Annotated in this window: 23 protein-coding genes and 2 pseudogenes; 15 read left to right on the top strand and 10 right to left on the bottom strand. The window is 62.3% G+C overall.

Translation table 11 applies throughout. The annotated features are described in order from the left end of the window. Positions 1–73: 73 nt before the first annotated feature. Positions 74–1,177, top strand: coding sequence for a porin (locus tag CF68_RS29465; RefSeq protein ID WP_084187526.1), 1,104 nt, complete (start codon positions 74–76; stop codon positions 1,175–1,177). A 357-nt stretch (positions 1,178–1,534) separates the two neighbouring features. Here CF68_RS29465 and CF68_RS29460 read toward each other — a convergent pair whose 3' ends face one another. The 3 genes from CF68_RS29460 to CF68_RS29450 form a co-directional block, all read right to left on the bottom strand. Next, positions 1,535–2,482, bottom strand: coding sequence for a VOC family protein (locus CF68_RS29460; protein ID WP_051591747.1), 948 nt, complete (start codon positions 2,480–2,482; stop codon positions 1,535–1,537). A 48-nt stretch (positions 2,483–2,530) separates the two neighbouring features. Beyond that, positions 2,531–3,385, bottom strand: coding sequence for a fumarylacetoacetate hydrolase family protein (locus CF68_RS29455; protein WP_035825959.1), 855 nt, complete (start codon positions 3,383–3,385; stop codon positions 2,531–2,533). 100 nt (positions 3,386–3,485) lie between these two features. Next, positions 3,486–4,991 carry a CoA-acylating methylmalonate-semialdehyde dehydrogenase gene (locus CF68_RS29450; protein WP_035825957.1) on the bottom strand — a complete coding sequence of 502 codons (1,506 nt, stop codon included), beginning with the start codon at positions 4,989–4,991 and terminating at the stop codon, positions 3,486–3,488. Positions 4,992–5,102: 111 nt separating this feature from the next. Between CF68_RS29450 and CF68_RS29445 the strand changes: the two genes are divergently transcribed. Further along, complete coding sequence (locus CF68_RS29445; protein WP_235205932.1) at positions 5,103–6,029, top strand: LysR family transcriptional regulator; 927 nt, start codon at positions 5,103–5,105, stop codon at positions 6,027–6,029. Positions 6,030–6,160: 131 nt separating this feature from the next. Here the strand turns inward: CF68_RS29445 and CF68_RS29440 are convergent, their stop codons facing one another. Next, positions 6,161–6,817 (bottom strand): GntR family transcriptional regulator, encoded by a 657-nt coding sequence (locus tag CF68_RS29440; protein WP_035825955.1) that lies wholly within the window; start codon positions 6,815–6,817, stop codon positions 6,161–6,163. Positions 6,818–6,895: 78 nt separating this feature from the next. Between CF68_RS29440 and CF68_RS29435 the strand changes: the two genes are divergently transcribed. From CF68_RS29435 to CF68_RS29425, 3 genes are read left to right on the top strand one after another with little or no spacing between them, the layout of a single operon-like run. Continuing rightward, on the top strand, positions 6,896–7,657 hold the full coding sequence (locus CF68_RS29435; RefSeq protein WP_051591746.1) for an enoyl-CoA hydratase/isomerase family protein: 762 nt from the start codon (positions 6,896–6,898) through the stop codon (positions 7,655–7,657). A gap of 55 nt (positions 7,658–7,712) precedes the next feature. Continuing rightward, positions 7,713–8,711: a tripartite tricarboxylate transporter substrate binding protein gene (locus tag CF68_RS29430; RefSeq protein ID WP_235205930.1), complete on the top strand. Its 999-nt coding sequence runs from the start codon at positions 7,713–7,715 to the stop codon at positions 8,709–8,711. 36 nt (positions 8,712–8,747) lie between these two features. Then, positions 8,748–9,917: a CaiB/BaiF CoA-transferase family protein gene (locus CF68_RS29425; protein ID WP_035825946.1), complete on the top strand. Its 1,170-nt coding sequence runs from the start codon at positions 8,748–8,750 to the stop codon at positions 9,915–9,917. Between the two features lie 125 nt (positions 9,918–10,042). Here CF68_RS29425 and CF68_RS39250 read toward each other — a convergent pair whose 3' ends face one another. Both CF68_RS39250 and CF68_RS29420 read right to left on the bottom strand, forming a co-directional pair. After that, positions 10,043–10,114 (bottom strand): hypothetical protein, encoded by a 72-nt coding sequence (locus CF68_RS39250; protein ID WP_255351155.1) that lies wholly within the window; start codon positions 10,112–10,114, stop codon positions 10,043–10,045. Between the two features lie 44 nt (positions 10,115–10,158). Continuing rightward, positions 10,159–11,464 (bottom strand): annotated as a pseudogene (locus CF68_RS29420) (aldehyde dehydrogenase family protein). A 101-nt stretch (positions 11,465–11,565) separates the two neighbouring features. Between CF68_RS29420 and CF68_RS29415 the strand changes: the two are divergent. From CF68_RS29415 to CF68_RS37310, 6 genes and pseudogenes are all read left to right on the top strand, one after another. Beyond that, positions 11,566–12,489: a LysR family transcriptional regulator gene (locus CF68_RS29415; RefSeq protein WP_035825944.1), complete on the top strand. Its 924-nt coding sequence runs from the start codon at positions 11,566–11,568 to the stop codon at positions 12,487–12,489. A 454-nt stretch (positions 12,490–12,943) separates the two neighbouring features. Continuing rightward, entirely contained in the window at positions 12,944–14,053 is a 1,110-nt protein-coding gene (locus CF68_RS29410) for an aromatic ring-hydroxylating dioxygenase subunit alpha (protein ID WP_035825941.1), read from the top strand. 163 nt (positions 14,054–14,216) lie between these two features. Next, positions 14,217–14,591 (top strand): hypothetical protein, encoded by a 375-nt coding sequence (locus CF68_RS29405; RefSeq protein ID WP_035825938.1) that lies wholly within the window; start codon positions 14,217–14,219, stop codon positions 14,589–14,591. Between the two features lie 187 nt (positions 14,592–14,778). Further along, positions 14,779–15,075 carry a type II toxin-antitoxin system RelB/DinJ family antitoxin gene (locus CF68_RS29400; RefSeq protein WP_035825936.1) on the top strand — a complete coding sequence of 99 codons (297 nt, stop codon included), beginning with the start codon at positions 14,779–14,781 and terminating at the stop codon, positions 15,073–15,075. Continuing rightward, positions 15,062–15,397, top strand: a complete 336-nt coding sequence (locus tag CF68_RS36685) for a type II toxin-antitoxin system RelE/ParE family toxin (RefSeq protein ID WP_084187524.1) — start codon at positions 15,062–15,064, stop codon at positions 15,395–15,397. The genes CF68_RS29400 and CF68_RS36685 overlap by 14 nt, the downstream gene beginning before the upstream one ends. 260 nt (positions 15,398–15,657) lie before the next feature. Beyond that, positions 15,658–15,777 (top strand): annotated as a pseudogene (locus tag CF68_RS37310) (plasmid pRiA4b ORF-3 family protein); the annotation flags it as partial. A gap of 132 nt (positions 15,778–15,909) precedes the next feature. On the opposite strand, the gene CF68_RS29395 reads toward CF68_RS37310, so the two are convergent. After that, entirely contained in the window at positions 15,910–16,521 is a 612-nt protein-coding gene (locus tag CF68_RS29395; protein WP_035825934.1) for a PolC-type DNA polymerase III, read from the bottom strand. Positions 16,522–17,915: 1,394 nt separating this feature from the next. On the opposite strand from CF68_RS29395, the gene CF68_RS29390 reads away from it, so the two are divergent. The 4 genes from CF68_RS29390 to CF68_RS29375 all read left to right on the top strand — a co-directional run bounded on the left by CF68_RS29390 (position 17,916) and on the right by CF68_RS29375 (position 20,069). Next, complete coding sequence (locus CF68_RS29390) at positions 17,916–18,215, top strand: hypothetical protein (protein WP_235205928.1); 300 nt, start codon at positions 17,916–17,918, stop codon at positions 18,213–18,215. 83 nt (positions 18,216–18,298) lie between these two features. Next, a complete protein-coding gene (locus CF68_RS29385) occupies positions 18,299–19,216 on the top strand; it encodes a tyrosine-type recombinase/integrase (protein WP_035825931.1) in 918 nt (305 codons plus the stop codon). 61 nt (positions 19,217–19,277) lie between these two features. Beyond that, entirely contained in the window at positions 19,278–19,529 is a 252-nt protein-coding gene (locus CF68_RS29380) for a hypothetical protein (RefSeq protein WP_235205933.1), read from the top strand. 108 nt (positions 19,530–19,637) lie between these two features. Continuing rightward, positions 19,638–20,069: an HU family DNA-binding protein gene (locus tag CF68_RS29375; RefSeq protein ID WP_035825927.1), complete on the top strand. Its 432-nt coding sequence runs from the start codon at positions 19,638–19,640 to the stop codon at positions 20,067–20,069. Positions 20,070–20,185: 116 nt separating this feature from the next. On the opposite strand, the gene CF68_RS29370 is transcribed toward CF68_RS29375, so the two are convergent. From CF68_RS29370 to hmpA, 3 genes are all read right to left on the bottom strand, one after another. Further along, the gene (locus tag CF68_RS29370; RefSeq protein WP_035825978.1) at positions 20,186–20,386 is read right to left on the bottom strand and encodes a hypothetical protein; all 201 of its coding nucleotides are present in this window, start codon (positions 20,384–20,386) and stop codon (positions 20,186–20,188) included. A gap of 206 nt (positions 20,387–20,592) precedes the next feature. Further along, complete coding sequence (locus CF68_RS29365) at positions 20,593–21,441, bottom strand: hypothetical protein (protein WP_200872608.1); 849 nt, start codon at positions 21,439–21,441, stop codon at positions 20,593–20,595. Positions 21,442–22,477: 1,036 nt separating this feature from the next. Then, positions 22,478–23,689 carry an NO-inducible flavohemoprotein gene (hmpA, locus tag CF68_RS29360; RefSeq protein ID WP_035825924.1) on the bottom strand — a complete coding sequence of 404 codons (1,212 nt, stop codon included), beginning with the start codon at positions 23,687–23,689 and terminating at the stop codon, positions 22,478–22,480. Between the last annotated feature and the right edge of the window lie 283 nt (positions 23,690–23,972).

Below are 23,972 nucleotides of genomic sequence, written 5' to 3'. Positions count from 1 at the left end.
TTCGGCGCGTCGAGGAAATCCCCTTTTTTCAGAACCCGAACGAACACGCATCAAGACAACTGGAGGATCCAAGATGCAAGACTTGACGACAAGAGCCGGTATCACCTGCTGCGTGGCGCTCTCCCTGCTGGGTGCCACAGGATTGGCCCATTCCGAAGTGACCCTGTATGGCGTAGTTGATAGCGGCATCGAATACGCCAATCACCAGCCCGGGAATGGAGACAGCGTTTACCGCGTGACTTCCGGAAATATCGCCGGGTCCCGCTGGGGACTTCGGGGAACCGAAAACCTCGGAAATGGTGTGCGAGGCGTGTTCGTACTGGAGAGCGGGTTCGACGTCGACACCGGAAAATCCGGCCAGGGTGGCCGCCTCTTCGGCCGCATGGCCTATGTCGGACTGCAGGGATCGTGGGGCGGAATCCTGCTGGGAAGGCAGCAAAGCGCGTTCTTCGACTTCGTCGGCAACTACGATCCCATGACGCTGGCGACCAAGTATTCGATCTTTACCCAGGATCTCGCATACATCCAGCGGGCCGACAATACGGTCAAATATGTCGGCACCTTTGGCGGCCTGACCGCGTCGGCGTTCTACAGCTTCGGCGCGGACAGCAGCGTGGTCAATGGCAGTGAAGTGCCCGGCCATGCGAGCCTGGGGCGCGAGTACGGCGGCTTCCTGACCTATGACGCCGGGCCGTTTGGTGTCGCTGCCGCGTATGACGAAATCAACACCGGCACTGTCACCGTCACGCCGGATGCCAAGGTGAGGCGAGTTTCCACGGCAGCGACCTACAGGATCGGCCCGGCGAAGCTGTTTGCCGGTTATCGCTGGGCAAGAGGCTATGACGGCGGCGTCGTACTCGGGTCCGTCGCGGGCGCAGCGAACCAGGGCTCCAACCTGTACTGGCTGGGCGCCAACTGGCAACTCACGCCTGCTATCACGTTGGCTGGTGCCGCCTATTTCCAGGATTTCAGAAATACGGGTAGTGATCCCTGGCTGTTTGCCTTCAATGCCGACTATGCCTTCTCGAAGCGGACACACGCGTATACCTCTCTCGGCTATACAAAGAACAAGGGCGTCTCGAATCTCGGCTTCTTCGACTCCGGCAAGTCGTTCGGAAATGCCAATCCCGGCCAGAATCAGCTAGGAGCCGTCGTAGGGGTGCGGCACATCTTTTGAAGTCCGCAAGTAGTTCCTTCCTTCTGCCTCTGCCTGCCTCGCTCCCACGTCTGGGGAGCAGGCACGCGCCAGCGCTCGTACTCTGGCAGAGGGCTTTGCAGGCCTGAAAGTGAAGGGACTGGCCTGCTGACTGACACCTTGTCTCGCCACATTGGCGACGTCACCAAGTGGGTTCGCCGACGATCGCACGCAGCCGGCGGTCGAGCCTCTGCGAACTTCCGCAACGGCGGGGCACTTGCCGGCCGGCAGGAAGGCTCGGACGACCGCTGTAGGCTGGAAGCCGCCATCTGCCCATCCGATCAGCGAAAACTTGGCTGGACGTTCCGTCGTTACCGTGTCGATGGCAGGCGTCGCGGCCTAAGCCTCCCGCGCTTGTTGGAAGAACGCGGGAGGCACTTCCGGGCCCCATATCCACAACTGATCCTCCGTTCCCTGGACTGTGGTTGCCGGTACTGTGTTGTCGTAGAGGTCACCGTCGGCGTAATGCTCGACGCGGAAACCATCCGGGTCCCACCAATAATCGAATATCTGGCTGCCAAGAACATGGCGGCCGACACCCCAGTGGGCCTTGTAGTTCTTCGACTTCAACCACTCATGACCCATATGGACCGCGTCGAAATCCTGCACTTCGAAGGAAACATGATGGACGTTCGTTGCTTCCGCCCTGGCGATCAGAAGCGTGTGGTGATCGGTAGGCGTCACCCCCTGATCACAACGCATGAAGAATCCGAGATATTCGTCTGTGGAGCCCGGTTGCAGCATCGCGTCTGAAACAATCATGCCCAGGTTCCGAACCGCCCAGTCCCTTGCAGCCACAGGGTCGGGCACGCCCAAGGCGATATGTCCCAGGCGAAGCACCTGGCACGGTCCACGGCGGGGTCGTTGTGGCGTGTTGAAACGTGCCTTCCGGATGCCCTCATTCAGCACGGACGGCGGACAGACCGGCAACTCCGCGACGTCCTCGATACCGTGAACCAATTCGAGCTTTACGCCGCCTGGCAACTCGACGTCAACGCACAGGCCACCGCCGGGACGATCGAGCTCACGAATTCGCGATGCCCCCTCGAAACGCGTCGCATGCTTCAGATCTTCCTCACTGTCCACTTCGAGACCGATCGCCTTGAGCGCCGGTTCGGCGGACTGTTCGGCCACATACAGATAGGGACTGGACAGCGCCCCCCTGAAATAGGCGGCGTGCCCAGGCCATTCCACGGGAACAAGGCCAAAGTCAGCCATGAAACTCCGGGTCCTGGCAAGGTCGCTGACCCCATAGACGACATATTTTCCACCACGAATCTTGATCACGACGGTCTCCGGTACGCGTATTCTTCTTTGGCCTCGGCGGGCCGGAATTCAGTTCCTTGCAACGATCGGTGTCGTCACCGCCACGATACCCTGCACAGCCACCTCGATGACCGATCCGGGCCGGGCATATATACGCGGATTCCGGCCAAAGCCGACACCCGCCGGTGTACCCGTGGCAATCAGATCTCCGGGCCGCAAGGTGATCGTCCGCGTGATGAACTCGATGATCTCGGAAACGGAAAACACCATGTCGGCAGTGGTACCGTCCTGCATGACTTCGCCGTCGACCCGGGTTGTCAACCGCGTGTTCGCGAGATCCACCGAGTCTGCGGTAGCGATGACCGATCCAATCGGCCCGCTGCTGTCGAGATTCTTGCCGATGCCCCACTGGCCCGTGCTGAGCGTCATGCTCTGGAGCTGGGAAGCTCGTCCGCTCAGATCATTGAAGACGGTGTAGCCCAGTACACCGTCCAGCGCTTCGCCCTGATTCGCTTCAAGCAGCGGCTTCCCGATGATCGCCGCGAGTTCAACCTCCCAATCCACGCCGTCCGGCTCCGTCGAGGGCACTGGTACAGCGGTGCCCGACGTCACCAGCGTCGATGCCCAGCGCGCAAACAGGTTGGGGAAAGGTGGCGTCGGCAGGCCGCCCTCCTTGCCATGCTCAACATAGTTGATGGCTACGCAGATAATCTTCGCACTGGGTGGAACGGGTACCGCCAAGGTAACGTCCGCCAGCGGCAGAGAGCCCTTGCGCAGTGTCCGGGCCTGCGTCAGCCAGCCTTCCGTATCCTTGTAGAAGCTGCGCAAGGACGTCAAGGGCGCGATAAGGCCATCGGCCAGGACGCCGATGTCGGCCCCGCGTTCGACGTCGGCGTTGGAAGGGCGATAAGCGATCAAGTGCATGCTAATTCTCCAGGGGTATTGGGATTCCCCTGCTGCAATTCGACAGGGGTGCGCCGCGGTAGCGCGGCATCCGCCAATGGATGGCGGGACATAGTGAGCCTCAGGCGCTGCCACTGAAGGCGAGCGATATGGGCAACGCCTTCTGGTCTGGTTCGGGCCATCGCTGCGATACAGTCTTGAGCTTGGTGTAGAAACGTGCGGCGTCTGGCCCATAGAGATGGGATTCACCGAACTTCGAGCGCCGCAGGCCGCCGAAGTTGAAGTACCCCACGGGAAGCGGCACCGGAACGTTAACCCCGACCATGCCGGACTCGATCTCGTTCGCGAAGCGATGCGCAGACTTTCCGTCGCGGGTGAAGATGACCGAACCGTTCCCGTAGGCGTGCCGGTTCGTGATGGCAATGGCTTCGTCGAGTGTCGCCGCGCGCATGATGCCGCGCGCCGGTCCGAAGACCTCTTCCTTGTAGAACTCCATGTCCCACGTTACGTGGTCAATCAGCGTAGGGCCGAGGTAGTAGCCACGTTCATAACCGGGTACGCTCAGATTGCGTCCGTCAATGACGAGTTCCCCCCCGGCCTCCACGCAATCGCCAATGGCCCTCTCCACGGCCAGCTTGGACTGCGCCGAGATCACGGCCCCAAAATCGGCAGCGGAATCGTCATAGGCGCCCACCTTGAGCGCCTGGATCTTTGGCACGATAAGTGCACGCAGACGCTCCGCCGTTTCCATGCCGACGGGTAGCAACAACGATACGGCCATGCAGCGCTGGCTCGCCGAGCCATAGCCGGCCGAGACGAACGCATTGGCCGCAGCCTCGAGATCGGCGTCGGGCATCACCACCATGTGATTCTTGCCGCCGGCAAATGCGGCCACGCGCTTGTTATGCGAGGTGCCCTTCTGATAGATGTACTCGCCGACGGCCGTGGAGCCCACAAAGCTGACGCCTGCGATGCCAGGGTGTTCGAGCATCCCGTCGACCACCTCCTTGTCGCCCTGTACCACGTTGAAAACGCCGTCGGGCAAACCCGCTTCTTGCCACAGGCGCGCAAACTCCAGCGCAGCGCCGGGAACCTTCTCCGACGGTTTCAGGACCACGCCATTGCCAACCGCCACGGCCATCGCAGTCATCACGGCAGGCACCATGATCGGGAAGTTGAATGGCGTGATGCAACCCACCACGCCGATTGGCACGCGCATCGAGAACACGTCGATGTCGCCGCCGACATTGATGGCGTGCTCTCCTTTTGTCACGTGGGGCGCATTGGTCGCGAATTCGATCGCCTCGATGGCGCGGCCGATCTCTCCCTTTGCGTCGGCGATGGTCTTGCCGTGCTCGCGACCGATGATCTCGGCGAGCCGGTCGATATTGGCGATCATTAGCTCGCGAAGCTTGAAGATGACGGACTGGCGCGTTGCATGCGAGGCCCGGCCCCAGCGCTGGCCTGCCTCGGTGGCGGCCGCGACTGCGCGATCGAGGGTGGCGCGGTCCGCATAGGCGCAGCGCGCGATTTCCTCCCCCGTCGACGGGTTGAAGACCGCGCCGGTACGCGCGCCACTGTCCGGCTCAAGCTTTCCTGAAATGAAGTGTCCGATGGGTCTCGCCATGATTCGTGTGTCTCCGTGAGCAATAAGAGCGAATGCTACATCGACATTTATGCATTCGGTATGGCAAGATGTGCATTGACGCAATGCGTTTTTGCATAAATGGGAGGGGTGGTGAATCAGTTCAACTGGGATAACTTGCGGGTATTTCTCGCCCTGGCGCGGGCGCAATCCGCGTTGGAGGCGGCGCATGTGCTCGACATGAATCAGTCCACCATTTCCCGTCGTCTGGCGCGACTCGAAGAGGACATCGGATCGAAACTGTTCGACCGGAGTTCGCAAGGCCATCGCCTCACAAGCGCGGGGCACCGCCTGCTGGAGCATGTGGAGAAGCTGGAGAGCACGCTCGCGACCGTGGAATCCGAAGTCTTCGGAGATAGCCTGGCCCTAACCGGCGAGATTCGGCTAGGTGCGACGGAAGGGTTCGGCAGCTACTTTCTGGCGCCGCACCTGGCGCACTTCTGCACACGACATCCGGGCATCGCCGTCGACTTGCTGCCGATGCCGAGAAACATAAATTTGTCCAAGCGCGAAGCCGACGCTTCCGTTACCGTCGATCGGCCTACCACGGACACCTTTGTCACCAGCAAGCTTGCACAGTACCGACTGCTTCCATACGCCACGCAGGACTATTTGCACCGCCACCCGGCGATCCGTGGCCTGGCAGACCTTCCCGGTCAGCGATGGATCGACTACGTGGACGATCTGGTCTTCGCGGAACAGCAGTTCAGCCTGCACAAGTGGTTGCCCGCGGCAAGGCCGTTCATGCGCAGCACCAGCGTAATCGCGCAACTTCAGGCCGTCCGCTCCGGGCTCGGCATGGCCGTTTTGCCGTGTTTCCTGGGGTCCGTGACTGAAGGTCTCGTTCCCATCCTTCCCGCCGAAATCGACATCATCAGAACCTTCTGGCTAGTCGCACCGCAGGAACGAAGAGAGCTCGCGCGAATCAAGGCGCTATGGGACTACCTCCGGCAAGTTGCCGACGCAAACGCCGATTTCCTCATGGGCAAGTCCGCAAGCATTGAATGGCTGCCGCGGTAGACGCTCAACCGGGTTCGAAAGCGGCCATCCGGAGCGCCAGCATGTGAGCGAATCGCGTCCGACACTCGGCAAGCATTGCGCCTTGAAACGACGAAGCGGCGCGGATGCCTGCCGCTCAGTGGCTTGGATTGCTACTCTTCCAACGCCTCGGCTAGTAGAACCAGATCCGCGAGTGCCTTGCCACCGGCCGAAATGTGAGTACGCATGGCCTCGGCCGCGGCGTCGGATTGCCCACTCAGGATCGCTTCGACAACCAGCCCGTGCTCGCGATATGACGTCGCGATACGCGCTTCGTTGATCAGGTCTTTCTTTTGCCAGTAGATCGCCAGGCGGCGCCGAAGCTGGACGATCTGCTCCGACAGGAACGGGTTCGCCGCGGCGATATAGAGCACTTCGTGGAACGCACGATTGGCCTCCGAATAGGCCGCCGCGTCGCGCGCATGCGCAGGCACGCCCGCTGCTTCGTGAGACTGGGACAACGCCAGCTTGCCTGCGGACGAAATGCGTTGCGTAGCCAGCCGCGCGACCACGCCCTCCATTTCCGCCAGTGTCTCGAACATCGCCACCAGTTCGGCGGCACTCGGCTTGTGCACAAACATGCCGGCCCGCGGAACGATCGTCACCAGCCCTTGCGCGGCCAGCATCAGCAATGCCTCGCGCACCGGCGTGCGCGAACTTTCGAACTGGTCGGCCAGCGTCTTCTCGTCGATCTGCGCGCCGGGGCGCAAATCCCCGGCCTGAATGGCGGCGATCACGCTCTCTCTGATCCGGTCTTGTAGCGATTGCACGGGTTAACCCTCTTATTGCCGTTGGAAAATATCTGTAGCCTACATTGATATATCAAATCGGCTTTGAGATATAACGACATGGATGATACTCCACCCTCGCTGGCGGTCGACGGCCGCGTCGCCACGATCACGCTGCGACGCCCCAAGGTGGCCAACCGGCTCAGCCCTGGCGACCTGAATGCGCTGCGCGAGCAGCTTGGTGCCGTCAACGCGATGGACGATGTCCTTGTGCTACGAATCGCCGCCGAAGGCAAGTATTTCTGCAGTGGTTACGACATCGGTGCACTGGCAGGCAAGTCCGACGAAGGTGCTGTCAGTTTCGGCGACGTGATCGATGCCGTCGAAGCCGCCCGGCCCGTCACCATTGCCGCGATCCAGGGCGGCGTCTACGGGGGCGCCACCGATCTTTGCCTGGCTTGCGATTTTCGCGTGGGTGTGCCGGCCTGCGACATGTTCATGCCCGCCGCCCGGCTCGGCCTGCATTTCTATCGAGGCGGCATGGAGCGCTACGTGTCGCGGCTGGGACTCAATGCCGCCAAGCGCCTGTTCCTGACGACTGACCGCATCGAGGCCGACGAAATGCTGCGTATCGGCTTTCTTACTGAGATCGTGCCAGCCGATGCGCTTGCCGCGCGCGTGGAGGCGTTGAGCAGTCAGTTGGCCGGCATGGCGCCGATCGCGTTGCTCGGCATGAAGCATCACCTCAATGACATCGCGTGCGGCCGGCTCGACGCCGAAGCGCTGCAACGCGACATCCACCGCTCGGAGACATCCGAGGACCTGCGCGAAGGTGCCGCAGCCTGGAAGGAGAAACGGACCCCTGCGTTCCGCGGCAGGTAGCCCTCGCCGCGCCCATTCACTCAAGTGGCGACACAGCTACGGAGGAGACACAATCATGACGACCACCCCGACCTATCGAATGACCCATCGCGCCGCGCTGACCGTGCTCGGCGCAGTGCTTGTCGTCCTGCCTGCTGCCGCAGAGGCGCAGGCCAACTATCCGAACAAGCCGATCCGCCTTGTGATCGGTTTCCCGGCGGGCGGTGGCGCCGACAATACAGCGCGGCTCTATGGCGACGCACTGAGCCGTGAACTGGGCCAGCCCGTGGTGGTCGACAACCGGCCCGGCGCGGGCACCACGATTGCCGCCGAGTACGTCGCCAAGTCCGCACCCGACGGCTATACGCTCTTTATCGCGACGGCCAGTCTGATGGGCGGCGACAAGGTGCTCTACAAAAACATCCGCTACGAGCCTTCGGACTTTGCGCCGATCACCAAGTTGTCCGCCGCGCCACTGATCCTGGCCGTCAACAAGGACAGCGGCATCCGGAACGTGCAGGACTTGATCACGCGGGCCAAGGCGCATCCCGGCGCGCTGAACTACTCGTCGTCGGGCAATGGCGTGATCACGCACCTGGCTGGCGTCTATTTCAACAAGCTGGCCGGGGTACGGATGACACACGTGCCCTACAAGGGCGGTGCACCGTCGGCGCAGGCCGTGGCCGCGGGCGACGTGCAACTGACTTTCGGCACCGCGCCGTCGGTCAAGCCGATGATCGACACCCACAAGGTGCTGCCGATCGCGGTCACGTCCGCGCAGCGCTCCAACGCGAATCCACAGTTGCCGACGATTGCCGAAAGCGGCCTCAAGGGATACGACTTGTCCGCCTGGTACGGCGTCTTCGCCCCGGCCAAGACGCCCCCCGAGATCATCGACAAGCTCTTCGCGGCCACCGCCAAAGTCATGGCGGACCCCGAGCTGAAGAAGCGCTTCCTGGCCCAGGGCGACGAGATTTCGGTGTCGTCCTCGGTGGCGGAGTTTCGTGAATTCACCGCGCGCGAAGGCAAGATCGGCGTGGACCTGGCGCAGTCCAGCGGCGCAGGGATCGACTGATCCGGCATGTCCGGACCGCATTGAAAGGAGCATGGCATGACATTTCCCCAAGGCCCGCTGGCTGGCATCACCGTCATCGACCTGACCCGCGTGCTCGCGGGCCCCTACTGTACGATGATGCTGGCCGACCTCGGTGCGCGCGTCATCAAGATCGAGAACCCCGACGGCGGCGACGACTCGCGCCAAGTTGGGCCGTTCGTCGATGGCGAATCGGCGTACTTCGCATCGGTGAACCGCAACAAGTCATCGATCGCGCTCGATCTCAAGAACGCGGACGACCGTGCCGTGCTGGACAAGATGTTGGCCACCGCCGACGTGCTGGTGGAAAACTTCCGCGCCGGCGTGATGGAGAAACTCGGCTACACATGGGATACCCTGCGCTCGCGCCATCCGCGCCTTGTGTATGCATCCATCTCCGGCTTCGGACAAACCGGCCCCTATCGTAACCGGCCCGCCTACGACATGGTGGTGCAGGCGATGGGCGGGCTCATGAGCGTGACGGGCGAACTTGGCGGCAATCCGGCGCGCGTGGGCGTGTCGATCGGCGATATCGGCGCCGGGCTCTATGCCACCATCGGCATCCAGGCTGCCCTGCTCCAGCGCGCCACTACCGGCGTGGGCGAGCGCGTCGATATCTCGATGCTTGACTGCCAGGTGGCGCTGCTTGAGAACCCCATCGCGCGGTTCTCGGCCACCGGCAACGTACCGAAGCCGTTGGGCACGCGGCATCCATCGATCACGCCGTTCGACATGTTTGCCACGCGGGACGGCTTCATCGTGATCGCCGTAGGAAACGATGCGCTGTTCGCGCGGCTGTGCACGGCGCTGGACTGTCCCGAATGGATCGACGATCCGCGCTTCGTCTCAGTGCCGGCGCGCAACGAGCACCACGTCGCACTCAAGTCCTGCATGGAGGCCCGTTTGGCCGATGGCACCACGGCCGACTGGGAAGTCATCCTCGGAACGGCAGGCGTCCCGCATGGCCCACTGAATGGCGTGCCGCAGATTATGGACAACCCGCATGTGGCGTCGCGCAACATGCTGCTTGACGTTGGCATTGGCGCTGGCAAGACGCTGCGCGTATCCGGCAATCCGGTGAAGATCGGCGACAAATGGGATGCCGGTGCATTTCGCAGAGCGCCGTCCCTCGATCAAGACCGTCATCCCCTGCTCGACGAATTCACGGGACACGAGATGAGGTCGTGAGGCCCGTCGTTAGGGCCGGCGCAAGCCCCCCCTACGCCGGCACGGATACCAACTGTCCTCCACGCACTCTGGCTGTCCTCATTGCAGCCCGGCGAGTCGCTTCAGCGAGCGTTTGGGTTGCGCGTTCACGAAACAGTGAGAACGGCCTTTGGCTCGAGAAAAGCCTCGAGCCCAAACGTGCCGTACTCGCGGCCGATACCAGATTGCTTGAAGCCGCCGAATGGCGCCGCCGGTTCGTGTGTCAGCGTTTGACCAGTACTCGACCCGCTTCGATTCGCCGTGCGAGCGCACGCGCACGCTGATCATCCGCCGAAAATACGTAAGCTTGCAAGCCGTAATCGGTGTCGTTGGCGATAGCGACCGCATCTTCGGGATCGCGGTACGTGATAATCGACAGCACAGGACCGAAGATCTCTTCGCGGGCAATCGCCATGTCGTTGGCCACATCGCTGAAGACGGTCGGACGCACGAACCATCCTGCGTCGATGCCATCTGGCCGGCCTTCGCCTCCCGCGATCAGACGCGCGCCTGGGTCGATGCCGATCCGTATATAGCGCTGCACGCGTTCCCACTGCTTCTGGCTGACCATTGGACCGACAGTCGTCCGCGGATCGCGCGGATGGCCTGCCTGCGTGCGCGCAACTTCTTGCTGCACCCGCGCTTCGAATTCCGCGAGCCGCTGCTGCGGCACCAAAATACGCGTGCCCGCGATGCACGCCTGGCCGCTATTCATGAAGCCGGTCTGAATCGCGAGTGGTACCACCTCGTCGAAGTTCGCGTCGTCGAGCACGAGTACCGGCGACTTGCCGCCAAGTTCGAGCGTCACGCGCTTCAACGTCTCGGCACCCGCGCGCAGAATCGTCTTGCCGACCGCGGTCGAACCGGTGAACGACAGCTTTGCGACATCCGGATGCGAACTGACCTGCGCGCCGACCGTTTCGCCGCGTCCCGTCACGATGTTGAACACGCCCGGCGGCAAGCCGGCTTCGTGCAACGCTTCGGTGACGATGCGCGTCTGGATCGCGCTCATCTCGCTTGGCTTGATGACGGCCGTGCAGCCCGCAGCCAGCGCGGTGGCGAGCTTGCCGCAGATGAAGCCCGCGTTACTGTTCCACGGCGTAATCAGACCGGCGACACCTAGCGGCTGCATCACGACCTCAGCAGTACCCGCGCGACGCGTGAACGCATAGTCCTGCAGCACCTTCGCCGCTTCGAGCAGCACATTGCTCGCGTGCTGCGCCATCCAGCGACCGCGCGATACGCGGCGCCCCATATTCCTCCGTGATCGCTTCGTACAGCTCGTCCTCTTTAGCGACGACGGCTTCGTGCATGCGCTTGAGCATGTCAATGCGCTCTCGTTTGTTGGTGCGGGAAAACGCGGGAAGAGCGCGCTTTGCGGCGGCGATCGCATCGCGCGCGTCTTGCGCATCGGCGAGACGCACGCGGCTAATTACCTGCTGGGTCGCCGGATTGAAGAGGTTGAACAGTTCGTCCCCGTGCGGTGTAACAAACGCGCCGTCGATATAAATTTTGTCGATGATCTGCATGGCTGCTACCAGAAAATGTTCCAGACGACACAAAGATAGACCCGATCCATTGCGCTGACTAGTCGTACAATACGGCATGTGCCGTTGAAAAATTTGGGACAATGAACACATCGGGCTTGGGCGAACTGGAGGCGGTGATGGCCGTCGCGCGTCATCGCAGCTTTCGCGCGGCCGCGACGGATCTTGGCATGTCGACGTCTGCGCTCAGTCATGCGGTGGCGGCGCTCGAAGCACGTATCGGCGTACGGCTCTTCAATCGCACGACACGCAGCGTGTCGCTGTCAGAAGCCGGCGCGCAGTTCGTCGACAGCGTCGCGCCCGCACTCTCGACGATCCGCGTCGCGATCGAACAGGCGGGCAGTTTCCGCGACACGCCATCGGGCACGCTGCGCATCAATGCGTCAACCGGCGCGGCCAGGCAGGTGATGCCGCTCTTCATCGAATTCCTGCAGCGCTATCCGGAGATGAAACTCGATCTAGTCACCGAAGGGCGCCTGATCGATATCGTCGTCGAAGGCTTCGATGCTGGCATTCATCTGACCGAAACGGTGCCGCAGGAAATGATCGCGGTGCCCTTCGGTGACAGGCAGCGCTTTGCCGTGGTCGGCAGTCCAGCCTATTTTGCGCGGCAAAAGCCGCCGCGCACGCCCGCCGATCTGAACGCACACCGCTGCATCCGCTCACGCATGCCGGGCGGCGCGATATATCAGTGGGAGTTCGAGCGGCACGGCGAAACGTTGCGTATCGACGGCAAAGGCGCGCTGACGCTCGACGAGCCGGGCCTGATGCTAGCGGCGGCGCGTGCCGGTCTCGGTCTTGCATATCTGACCGAATGGAACGTCGCCGCGGATCTGGAAGCTGGCACGCTGGTTCGCGTGCTGGACGATTGGACGCCCCCGCTCGACGGCCTCTGTCTGTACTACCCGGGCCGCCGCCACGTGCCGGCCGGACTACGTGCGCTGATCGACATGATCCGCGACCACGCCAATGAGCGGCGGGCGCGCCGTCAGCGCACGTCAGCATAGGGGGCAGAGCCCGGCGCAAGGACCTGGTGCGGCGTTACGAGGTACGGACGACCGATGCGCCCCCCAAAGCTGCCATTTACCTGATGAGACGGCGAATGGCAAATGTGGGTCGGGTAGAGCCGAGCAGCGCCCTCCCCTTGCTTGACCGAGGTCCGGCCAGTTTCGGCCGTTGCCCGTCGCTATAGCGCGGGCAGTTGAGCGTCGGCTCCGTACCAGGCACCGGACGCTCGCCGCCTCAATATCCCGTCACGGTGTCGGCCATACCAGCCCTACTAGGATGCGGAGTCGATTGGCCGAAGGTGGCCATGACCTTCGGCCTTCCAAGCACACGATAGAAAGAACGGGATTCGGTGAGTTCGGCAGACTTCGCGTAAACTGCGCCCGATCCCCCGTTCGCTAATTGGTCGGCTTGTGGCGACGGTCGAAGCTCCCGTTATGCGAGGAGGCGTCACGCATGCATGCAAGGCCTTTGCCGGATAGCAGTGCCATCGACCCGCACGCAAACGCGCCCGTGCGCGACCTGCGCCGTGTGCCCATCCATCCCGATCACTGGTTTCCACTGGCCTGGTCGAATGAGGTCAAGCGGGGCAAAGCTCTCGGGGTGCATTTTGCCGGCGATCCGATCGTGCTGGTTCGTACCGAGTCCGGTACGATATTCGCACTGGAAGATCGTTGCGCACACCGGCAGGTGCCGCTGCACGCGGGCGTGGTGGAAGGCGAGTCCATCCGCTGCGGCTATCACGGCTGGACTTATGACTGCACCGGCCGCTGCGTCGATGTGCCATACCTCGGGCGTGAGCGCCTGCCCAACGGCGTGCGTGCCTATCCCTGCCGCGAGGTGCAAGGCCTGATCTTTGTCTTTCCTGGCGATGTGGCGCTTGCCAAGGAGCGGCCGCTGCCCGCTCTGCCATCGGTGGCGGACAAGGCGTACAAGACGCGTCGCTTTGGCCGCGAGGTCAAGTGCCACTACTCCTTCATGCACGAGAACCTGATGGACATGAATCACCAGTTCCTACACCGGCGGCAGATGGGGCAGATGCGCGCGCGCTCGCTGGGCCGCCGTCGCGGCACGGACTGGGTGGAAGTGGACTACACGTTCGCGCGCATGGAAGGCAAGCAGCCTGTGGGCGAGGCGCTGGTGTTTGGCGCCACCAAGAAGAACGGCGACCGGGACGACAAGGACGTGATGACGGTGCGCACCGGATATCCGTACCAGACCCTCCAGATCCGCTCGGGCGACGGCACGTTAGTGATGGACCTGTGGATCGTCTACGTGCCGCTGGATGCGGCGCAGCGCACCAACCGGACGTTTGGCCTGCTTTCCATCCGCAAGCCCGGCATTCCGTTTGCACTGGACCTGGCATGGCCGCTGCTGGTCTGGTTCACAGAACGCATCTTCAGGGAGGACCGCTGGATCGTCGAGCGCGAGCAAGAGGCCCACGACAAGCAGGGGGCCGACTGGAACCACGAGGTATTTCCGGTCATCATCGAATTGCGAGACGTGCTGCGCAACTGCGGCGGCCGCGCCATGATCCCGATCCGCGAGGTGGGCGACACGACCTGACGACGAGGCCAACGGGGACTAGGGTGTCGAGATGGCGGTTGTACTTTGGAAGCGGCCGTTCACCTGCCGGTACTCGCAACGGCTATAACGGGTCGGTAAGCGCCAGTGGGCAGCCGGGTGGCAGGTGTGTGGAATGGGGCAAATTCAGTATATAACAGTGGGCATGACGCAAATGGACTCCCTCTGGTTCAGCAACCCAACGCAGGCGTACCGGGGACCGGCAGGCTCGCGAGCGGCCGGCGCTGATCGCCGCCCCTTATCGGCACGCTCGATCATCCAGCACCAGGCGATGTTCGAGCATTTTCGTCGGCACCTGCTGGCACGAGGCACGACCATTGCCTCCTTTGGCACGGCCGACGTCGACGCGTTCTGGCAAACCCCCAATGGCCGCACATACTCCCAGGCGACCCGCATGCGGTATGTGAAGCTGCTGGACCGGCTGGCCGCCCACAAGGCTTCGGCCGTGCGCTGTGTGTCGACCCAGAGGAGTTGCTCCAGCGCCCCAGTTAGTCAAAGCCGGTGTTTGCGGGGCATGTGAGGCGGGGTCAGCCGCGCGATCGGCCTCCTGCTTTGGCTAGCCTCGCAACTGGCTCGCGGTTACGAACGAGCCACTTTGATCGGTTATTCGTTGCTCTTCCCGCGGCGGCTAGCCGATCGAGTATTGCGTGGTCTTGGCTGTATCTCAATTGAGATGCATAATGGTGCCAAATCACTGGAGGCGCCCCATGGCTCATACCTCGATGCTGCACATCCGTGTGGATGACGAACTCAAGGCCCAAGCGACCCAAAGTCTCGCCAGCGTCGGGCTCACGGTGTCAGACGCGGTCCGCATTCTCTTGACCCGCATCGCCACGGAGGGCGGCTTGCCGGCCGGGCTGACGACGGACCCAGCGGTGTACGACGCCTGGTTCCGCGCCAAGGTCCAGGAAGCGCTGGCCGACCCTTCACCGACGGCACTCCACGACCACGTCATGGACGAAGCCCAGGCCCTTATCGACAGGAAACGCCGTGCGCGCCGTTGAGTGGACGGCGTGGGCGAGGGCAGATTTGCTGGCGATCGTCGACTACATTTCCGACGACAATCCTGATGCGGCGCAGCACCTGAAGGACGAGCTCCAGGCGAAAGCGGCATGCCTGCCGGAACACCCTTGGCTCTATCGGGCCGGGCGCGTCGCAGGCACACGTGAGATGGTTGTGGGAGCGAACTACGTGGTGGTTTATCCTGCATGCCTGCCTTCGGTATGTCCATCGCGACTACATGACAAACGCGACGCTTCGGGAGCGTTTCGGCATTACCGTCCAGAACAGTACGACCGCGTCTCGCCTGATCAAGGAAGCGGTTGATGCAGGGATGTTGCGACCCTACGATGAAAGCGCCGGTCGTAAGTACATGAAATATGTGCCGTACTTGGCATAGTCTATTTGATGACCTACTCCCCGGCGCCGGCTTCGGCAGCCTATCAACAATAGGAAATTCCAATAAATTCAGTAGGTTAGTAGAAGTGCTTCTATTTGATGGTCGTTTCATGGACGATCATCACAGATGCTTCCTAAGCTTCCTAAGTATTCTTTTATGTGTCGCTACGTGACCTGAGTTCCTACAAGCCTTGGCGGATCCGGAACATCGCCAGCACGACGACTACCGAACCTGGGTCGGTGGGATTTTCGATCCCGCGGGATTCGACGTGAATGCAGTCAATGCCAGTCTGCGTACCCCGCGATAAGGGATGCGTTTGATTGGGCGGGCCCCGTGCTCCGCTTACGCAAAGAGCGCGGCAACATCATCTCACTGGGTCCCCGGCTACGGCTTACCACCGGTCCCCAGTGTGGGGTTGCTTTAGACTTGGCCACGGCCGCTAACCCGTGCATAGCGAGCGCAGCAGGGTTGCGACGTTGGCACGGCTGGTCGCTTGCACACGGGTCATGAGGTCATGACCAATTTGCCCCAATCCGTAGGTCTCAGCGATATCGTGTTGGAGGCGAGACCATAGGCCACTGGTGACCTCAGCGTCGGCCATTGCTCGGTGCGCCCGGCCGGCCATCGGCAAGTGCAGCATCTTCGCTAGCGTCGCTAGCTTGTGATTCTGTGCCTGCGGGTAAACGCGTCGCGCAACAAGCATCGTACAGGCGAACGACTGCGGTGCCGACATGCCGAGGTGAGCCAGCTCCGCCTGCCAAAACCTTCGGTCAAATCCCGCGTTGTGGGCCACCACGGGATGGTTGCCCACGAACTGTGCTGCTTCACGCATCACCGTCGATGCGGCGGGCGCCGATGCGATCATCTCGTTGGTAATGCCAGTCAGGCGCACCACCTCAGCAGGGATCCGCCTACCCGCATTCATCAAGCTTTGATAGCGGTCGACAACATTTCCGTCACGCATCAGGATGACAGCAATCTCCGTCGCTCGGTCACCTCGACTCGGCGACAGTCCTGTCGTTTCAAAATCAAGCACCGCAACGGTCTGCACGTGGCCCCTCTTGTCAGTCTGCGCACCGGGCCGCTTTTTGCCAAATGTTGGCGTGATCAGAGCGTACCAAGGAATGGCACCAGCACGGCATCCGCATTAAAGGGCATCATTCTCCCACGCTCTGGGTGCCCTGCCCCATTGGTAAGCCATGCTTTGGATACCAGGTGCGCGGATCCAGAGACGTTTGTTCGCGGCCGCGGCCTGACACAGTTATCGCGTCCGGATGTAGGCCCTGAACAGGCCCGGATGCAGGCCGCGCAGGGTCTTTCTTCGTTCGAGAAGTTCATGCTGCCGGCCTTCATGTTCGAGGCTCAACAGGTCAAGCACGATCCGCAGCCCCTGCTCTGGCAATGTATGCGTCGAGGACTCACACGCGCGCAGGAGACCCCGGTTTGTCAGTCAGTGCCCACGCTGGAAACCACGCAAGATCCTCAATGGTGCCGTCTCCGTCGAAATTCGCATCGAATCGCCGACGTAGCGCCAGCAAAGACGGATCCCCGAGCGATTGCATTAGCCCGCCAAGCCGCTTCGGCGACAGCCAGGCAAGCTCGACCAGGAGCGGCCACGCGGGTTCCAGCCCTTGGAGTCTGTAGACCGTCTCGGCCATCCATGCTAGCGGGATGGGAATACGCCGCTACGACTCGATCTGCTTGATGCTTTCGCGTGCCGCAGACCACTCCCCTGCGCGCATCCATAGCGGCGCGGCATGCCATTCCGGCATCTCGCGGTGAAATGGCAATGGTGAGGCGGCTTGCGCGGCGGCCCGCCACAGCGGTATGCACCAGGCCCTGCCCGCGACATCCCCGAATGCACGACATGCAACCGGCTCGCTCGGCGAGGGCCTCGCACGTGTCACGGAGTGCGGCATGACTGGCGATGTGATCAGGGGCTCAAGCGCGGCAAGCACGTCATTGCGAAGCATGATATCGCGGCTGTCTTCGAAGAGGTCGGGTTGAGTCGCGTGCTGCGCGAGATCGCGACTTGCGCGCTTCAGTCGCCGCACCCTAGCCCCCGCCTCTCGCAGTGGCGCAATGCCCCCCGGACTGTACTTTCACGAAAGTGAAATTATTACCCCTCGTGATGGACCGCCGTTCGTTCCTTGTCGCCGTAGTGGCAGTGGTAGCCGCAGTTGATGCTGCCAACCGCAACAAATCTCGCGCACGACAACCCCATCGGCCCAGACGTGACGACCGGCCGTCCGTGGCAACGCGATACTGCGCCGCATCGCCTCGACTTTTCAGCCGAGTCGCTACGCTGAAAAGTCCGAGAGCCCGACCACCGATGTGGAAGTTGAGGAGAGCGTTCGTGGCCGCACGAAGATCTCCGCGCGCTGGGGCAAGGATTTGCAACCACTCACGATACAGGAGGCTGCGTGACCGATCTCTATCAAACGCTTGAAGCAAAAGCCCTATTCCAGCCGTGGCACACCTGAGGCGCTGATCGCCCTGGCCCATGCCGGCTTTCGCGCCTGGGCCAAGGCGGACAATCTGAATTTCCCCGAGGAAAAGCGCTACGGCCTGCTGCATGAAGTCCTGCGCTACTGCGCCGACCGGTGCATGCTGGCTTGTTGCTTCTCCCAGGAACGACGGCTGAGTGAGATCGCCGAGATGCTGGGCGCAAGCTATCCCCGCTATGCGCTGACTCGAGCGCGCGTGTCTGCGCGGCGCAATCGCAATGGAAGACCACGCTTTTAACTCCCCTCTGCTGCAAGCAATTCCGCCTCAGCGAGGCGGCAAGGTGTTGGGGGGAAAGTCCAATTCAGTATATAACTTCGCCTATGACTGGAATGGACATCCTCTGGCTCTCGAACCCCACGCTTGCTTACCGTGACTGGCAGGCCCGCGAGGCGGCCGGCGCGGACAGGCGCCCCTTTGCTGAGCGCTCGATCGTGCAGCACCGGGCGATGTTCGAGCACTTCCGTCGGCACCTGCTGGCCCGGGGTACGTCGGTGGCCAGCTTCGGCACCGACGACATTGAAGCCTTCTGGCAGACCCCGGAGGCGAAGACCTACTCGCAGGCCACCCGCATGCGGTACGTGAAGCTGCTGGATCGCTTGTGCCGGCATCTCGTCTTCGCCGGCGTGCGCGAGGACAACCCCGCCGCAGGCCTGCTTGCCTCGGTGCGCTGGCCAGAGGAAGAGCCCACACCGCAATACCTCGATGCAACAACTGACCAGCGCCTGCAGGCCTACCTCCAATCCCCCACCGAAGACTTGGCCAGCCTGCGCAGCCGCGCCATCGTGGCAATCTTTCTCGGGACGGGTATCACGGCGGCCGAGGCGCGCGTGGCGCGTATGGGCGACCTCCATCCCGACGCCGCGCCGTCGTACCTGTTCGTCCCAGCCCAGGGTCCAAGGGAGGCGCGCACCGTGCATCTGTCGGACTTTGCCGAGCCGCTGCTGCGCGACTGGCTGGCGCGCCGAAGGGCGCTACCGATCAAGGGCGATCGCCTCTTTACCCTGCGCCCGAACGGCCAGCCGATCACCGACATGAGCCTCGGCCGGATCGTCTCGGAGATCCTCAATACGATCGGCGCCACAGATGTCGAGATGAGCCCGCGCACGCTGCGTAATACGTTCTGCCGCCGCCAGCTGCTCGCCGGCCGCCCGCGCGAAGAAGTCAGCCAGATGCTCGGGCTGGCCAGCAATCGCACGTGCGACCGGATCTTTGCCACCATCCATCAGCCTGCGATCTAGCGCAGCGGCTAACGCCCTGGAGAAACCAGCAATGCCTGCGCTGTACGAGAGTCCCTTGGACATGCCGCTGGAAACGGCCAAGGCCATCTACCGCCGCGCGATTGAACCGAACGCGTCCGACGGCGAAGGCGAGGCCTGGTGGGCCGCTGTCGCGGCAGAAGTCGTGGCCGTTGCCGGCGCGGAGAATACCGCCGCGGCGGCCATCATCGCGTGGTGGCATCACGACTGGAGCCAGGTGGGCGATACGCCGAAGGCGGCAGCCGCGCGTTTACGCCGCGCATCCCGGGCCCTTTCGCGCCGGGTCAGCAAGTGAACTGCAGGGAATTTCCCGCTTGCAAGGATGCCGGCTTTTGCTATCCTTCGCTGGTGCGCTGCATGCCAGTACCGGCCTGCAGGCGCGCATCTCCAACCCGATACGACCATGGCCACGAAAGCTAAACCCGTAGCAAAGACCGCAACGAAGACCGCTGCAAAGAAGGCTGCCCCCGCCAAGAAGGCCGCTCCGACCAAAAACGGTGCAGCGGCCGCGCCGGTCGCAAAGCCGATCAAGGACACCTTCAACAAGTCCAGCCTGCTGACACACTTGGTTGCCCAGACCGAGCTGGACAAGAAGACCGTGCAGACCGTGCTGGCTCACCTGGAAAATACCGTGCTGAGCGCGGTCCACAAGAAGGGCGCTGGCGAGTTCACCCTGCCGGGCCTGTTCAAGGTGGCGGCCATTCAAGTGCCGGCCACCAAGAAGCGTTTCGGCAAGAACCCGTTCACCGGCCAGGATCAATGGTTTGCTGCCAAGCCAGCCAGCGTGAAGGTGAAGGTGCGTCCGCTGAAGAAGCTAAAGGACGCCGCCTTGTAAGCTACCCCATCGTCCCACTGGGCAAAAGAAAGCCCCGGCATCTCGCGAGGTCGGGGTTTTTGCATGAACTGGGCAGCGCCCCATAGGGCAGCGCCCCATGAGTTGATTGGAGCGGGCTACACGTCCGCGAGGTAAGCCACGCAGCCGCTCCCGCTTTCGGTTCCGGCAATACGCTGGCCCTCGCGGCAGTCCGCGAAGTTCGACACATTGGCCTCAATCTCATTGGCCAACTGGCGCAGACAACGCGCCGCCGCTGTCGGGCCGCCAGCCCCTTGGAAGGACTGGTCAGCCAGATCGATACCGATGATCAGGTCCACCGCGCTTGCGGCCCGAAAGCCCATGCTTGACGTGGCTCAGGAAGGCCTCGCGCAGGCCAAACGTGATGTCGTCGCTCTGACCGAGCTGGCGGGCCAGCGCGACCACGTCTGGCCATGCCGTGCAGCCGCATAGTCCCTTGAGTTCCAGCGCGCTCCACTGGCTGGCGTAGAGAGCTTGACCTCGGCCGCACCGGCACACAGGGCGCCTATGGCGTCGCGATCGACGATTTGGCGGTGCTCCTCGTCCACGACCCAGCGGATACGCACGAACTTGTCGGCCGCTTCAGCTGCGACGCGAGTGAGCTGCGCCATGCGGGCGGCCCGTCGAAGTCGATGCACAGCGTCTCGCGTGCCGGCGTCACCACCGGTCTTGTCTCTGCCTGCCCTGGCGCGACGCGCCATTGTAGATAGGTCTTGTCACCGATTTCGCCGACCGATTTCGCCGTAGTGGAAGCGCCCGATCGAGCCCGGATAGCGACCAGCCGCCCCTCGCGATCCCATTGCTGGGCGCGGTGGATATGGCCGAGCATGAAGCCGTCGTATTCGGCGTCGAACAGCGCTCCAATGGTGAATTCATGATCGAATCCGGCCATCGGCACGCCGTGCTTCGTCTGGCAACCGTTGACAGTACCGTGTGAGATACCCATCGTGCGGATGCCACGCGCGCGCAGCGAGCGGTTCACGGTCCCCGCGGCGGGCAGATAGGCTGCCAGATGGTCCCCTACCGCAGTCGCCGCATCGGATGTCCCCACGGCGACGGCGAGCATCGCCCTGTTCACCGTCGGCACGCAGGTGAAGACCACGTCCGGCAGTCCGGCATGCCATCGGCCAGCAGCGCCTCGATCTCCATCGGCGTGAAGAGCGCAACTTACCGACGGGGTGAAACCGCCTTCGTGCAGCGCGACCTGGTGGATGCGGTCGGCGATATAGACCGGATAGCGGTTGCCAACGAGGCGAAACAGATCCAGCGTGCCGGCCGGCTCGTGCGAGAACGTGCCCTGCAGCATCACCACCGGCATGTGATCGGAGAGCTCACGGATATGCTCGGCCAGCACGCGCAGCGCCGGCGCGTGGGCGCGGCCTTGGTGAGAACCTTGCTACCGGGGCGGATCTTGCCAATGATGGGCGGCCGCGCGGGCCGCTCTTCTATGAGACTGCGGGGATGCCCGAAGTCGGTGTAGCCAATGGTTCGTTGCATAGTGCGCTTCTCCTGCGTTCAAGGACTTGAACGACGGCAGCGCGAATGGATGCAGCATGCTCCCGAAGACGCAGGGCTGTGTCGGCCCCGCGCCGGGTCGTTACTTGGGAAAGGAACGCCGCTTGGGCGGGCTCCGCTAGACAGGCCACATGAGCGGCTTCACACAAACTGAGCCACGTACTGGGCTGGCCGACATAGTCGGACCGCCGGCGGGCGAGCATGGCCGCAATCGCGGCACGAATCTCGGAATTCTGTTCGATGGCAGACAGCATGCTCAGCTCCTGTGTCGAGGGTTCCTACAAACAAAAAAAGCCCGCTCCGGCAATGCGGAAGCGAGCTTGTTTGCAGGAAAACCCGTTGCCACACCCCTTCCGGGGGCGTGGCAACCAGGGAGCTGTACGCCAATGCGCATGCTCTATGAGGACGTAAGAGTCGTCCTCGTGCAGCAGGGTCACGCTGCACTTTAGAACACGAGGTTGACCGCAGGATCACGGATCAGCCGACGACGGCCGTTCTGCCCAAGAGGGGCCAAGAGAGAGACGCCACTTGGTCCCGAGCTCGAATGGTGTCCACAGTCTCCGCAATTCCCGGGCCAGCCCGCAAGAGTGGCACCGCGTAAGCCTTCGCCTGGAACAAAAAGGCAGCAGTTCACGCCGGGCTAACAGGAACACAGGCGCTCGCCTGTTGGGTCAGCCGATCTTTCTTGAGAAGTCGGCGGTCGACGGATAGTAGTGCCGCTACAGGCTGCAGCATGGTCAGGTTGTGATGGCCGGATACGGCAGCCAGCGCGCGTAGCCTTGTCGCCAGCCGCATGGTCGCCGTATGCGGTAGATTGTGCCAATGGGAAGCATTCCTGGCAGCCTGTACCCTGACTGCTCCCCACCGCCGTCCTGCTATTCAGCAAAAAGGTCTGGACCAAACACTTCGTAATGGATGCATCCCTCATGGACGCCCAGCTTCTTGAGTGCATCATGCTGCATCCGCATAAACGGAATCGGACCGCAGATGTAATAGTCGGCGTCAGGCAGCAGGATCGATTTCTCGATCAGCTTCACATCGACCAATCCCGGGTAGTCGTAGTCCCGGCCTTGGACATCTTCCGATAGCGGCTGGTCATAGAACACAAAAAGATCGAAGTTTTCATACGCCTTAGCTGCTTCGCGCAGCCGGTCACGCATGGCGTGTACAGCGCTGTTGCGTGCCCCATGCACAAAAACCACTTGCCTCGGCGGTTCCTGCAATGCGTTCTTGAGCATGCTGATCATGGGTGTCAGCCCCACGCCGCCGCTGATCAATACGATGGGTGTTCTCGCATTGACATCGATATGGAAGCTCCCGTACGGTGCAGCCAGCCTGACCTCATCCCCGACATTGACGTGATCGTGCAGCAGGTTCGAAACATAGCCCGGTGGCTGCGTTCCGCCAGCTTCCCGTTTGACGGAGATGCGATAGCTGCGTCCGTTTGGCATATCCGACAGGCTGTACTGGCGAATTTGCTGCAAGCCAAGCGCGGGCACATCAATCGCGACACTGGTGAATTGGCCGGGTTCGAAGTTCAACAACGGACCACCATCGACCGGCTCAAGGATAAATGACGTGATCACGTCGCTTTCGGGGCGCTTCTCGCGAACCACAAAGTTGCGCCATCCCTTCCAGCCGCCCGGTTGTTCCGCAGAACGCTCGTATAACTCGCTTTCCATGCCCATCAGGACATCGGCCAGATTCCCATAGGCTTGCGCCCATGCGGAAATAATGTCGTCGGTTGCGGCATCGCCCAAGACTTCCTTGATCGCTGCCAGCAGGTGTTCCCCAACAATGGGGTATTGTTCCGGCCTGACGCCGAGACTCGCATGCTTGTTAGCAATGTTCTTCAATACGGCCAGTAGACTGCTCGGGTCCTCGATATTCTCGGCATATGCATAGACCGCCCGCGCCAGCGCCTGTTGCTGCTGGCCTTGTTCCTGATGAGCCATGTTGAACACATTCTTCAGTTCGGGATGCGCTTCGAACATGCGCTTATAGAAGCACTTGATGATGTCGTAACCGTGTGCGGCCAGAACCGGTGCCGTGGCCTTTACGATGTCCTTTGTCTGCTGGGTCAGCATTGCCTCTCTCCTTACGCGGGCGTGGGGGGTCGCCAAATTGGGAAGGCTAGACGGTGGCCCAATCTCGCCGCCTTGATCAAGGTCAAGTCTAGGTGAGACGTTCTAGACGGGGCAACGCGCAGTGGTTGTTGAAGGCTTGAGCGACGCCACTACCTGGCGGCGATCGAAATCGTAAGGGTCTTCCGCAATTTATGTGACGACGGCGAACTCGCGTGGACGACCTTGCCGTCGTCTCCCCCGCCCCACTACCACGATTCTTCTGCTTGTTGACAAACGTGGGCGA

The organism is Cupriavidus sp. SK-4 (assembly GCF_000611125.1).
Taxonomy (GTDB): domain Bacteria; phylum Pseudomonadota; class Gammaproteobacteria; order Burkholderiales; family Burkholderiaceae; genus Cupriavidus; species Cupriavidus necator.
Note: the sequence above shows the minus strand (reverse complement) of the source record. Positions and strands in the feature narration are given on the sequence as shown.

Bases quoted from the DNA above. Each gene is read 5' to 3' on its own strand.
- CF68_RS29465 (WP_084187526.1), top strand. From the start codon at position 74: ATGCAAGACTTGACGACAAGAGCCGGTATCACCTGCTGCGTGGCGCTC.
- CF68_RS29455 (WP_035825959.1), bottom strand. From the start codon at position 3,385: ATGCACTTGATCGCTTATCGCCCTTCCAACGCCGACGTCGAACGCGGG.
- CF68_RS29450 (WP_035825957.1), bottom strand. From the start codon at position 4,991: ATGGCGAGACCCATCGGACACTTCATTTCAGGAAAGCTTGAGCCGGAC.
- CF68_RS29435 (WP_051591746.1), top strand. From the start codon at position 6,896: ATGGATGATACTCCACCCTCGCTGGCGGTCGACGGCCGCGTCGCCACG.
- CF68_RS29430 (WP_235205930.1), top strand. From the start codon at position 7,713: ATGACGACCACCCCGACCTATCGAATGACCCATCGCGCCGCGCTGACC.
- CF68_RS29425 (WP_035825946.1), top strand. From the start codon at position 8,748: ATGACATTTCCCCAAGGCCCGCTGGCTGGCATCACCGTCATCGACCTG.
- CF68_RS29415 (WP_035825944.1), top strand. From the start codon at position 11,566: ATGAACACATCGGGCTTGGGCGAACTGGAGGCGGTGATGGCCGTCGCG.
- CF68_RS29410 (WP_035825941.1), top strand. From the start codon at position 12,944: ATGCATGCAAGGCCTTTGCCGGATAGCAGTGCCATCGACCCGCACGCA.
- CF68_RS29405 (WP_035825938.1), top strand. From the start codon at position 14,217: ATGACGCAAATGGACTCCCTCTGGTTCAGCAACCCAACGCAGGCGTAC.
- CF68_RS29400 (WP_035825936.1), top strand. From the start codon at position 14,779: ATGGCTCATACCTCGATGCTGCACATCCGTGTGGATGACGAACTCAAG.
- CF68_RS29385 (WP_035825931.1), top strand. From the start codon at position 18,299: ATGACTGGAATGGACATCCTCTGGCTCTCGAACCCCACGCTTGCTTAC.
- CF68_RS29380 (WP_235205933.1), top strand. From the start codon at position 19,278: ATGCCGCTGGAAACGGCCAAGGCCATCTACCGCCGCGCGATTGAACCG.
- CF68_RS29375 (WP_035825927.1), top strand. From the start codon at position 19,638: ATGGCCACGAAAGCTAAACCCGTAGCAAAGACCGCAACGAAGACCGCT.
- hmpA (WP_035825924.1), bottom strand. From the start codon at position 23,689: ATGCTGACCCAGCAGACAAAGGACATCGTAAAGGCCACGGCACCGGTT.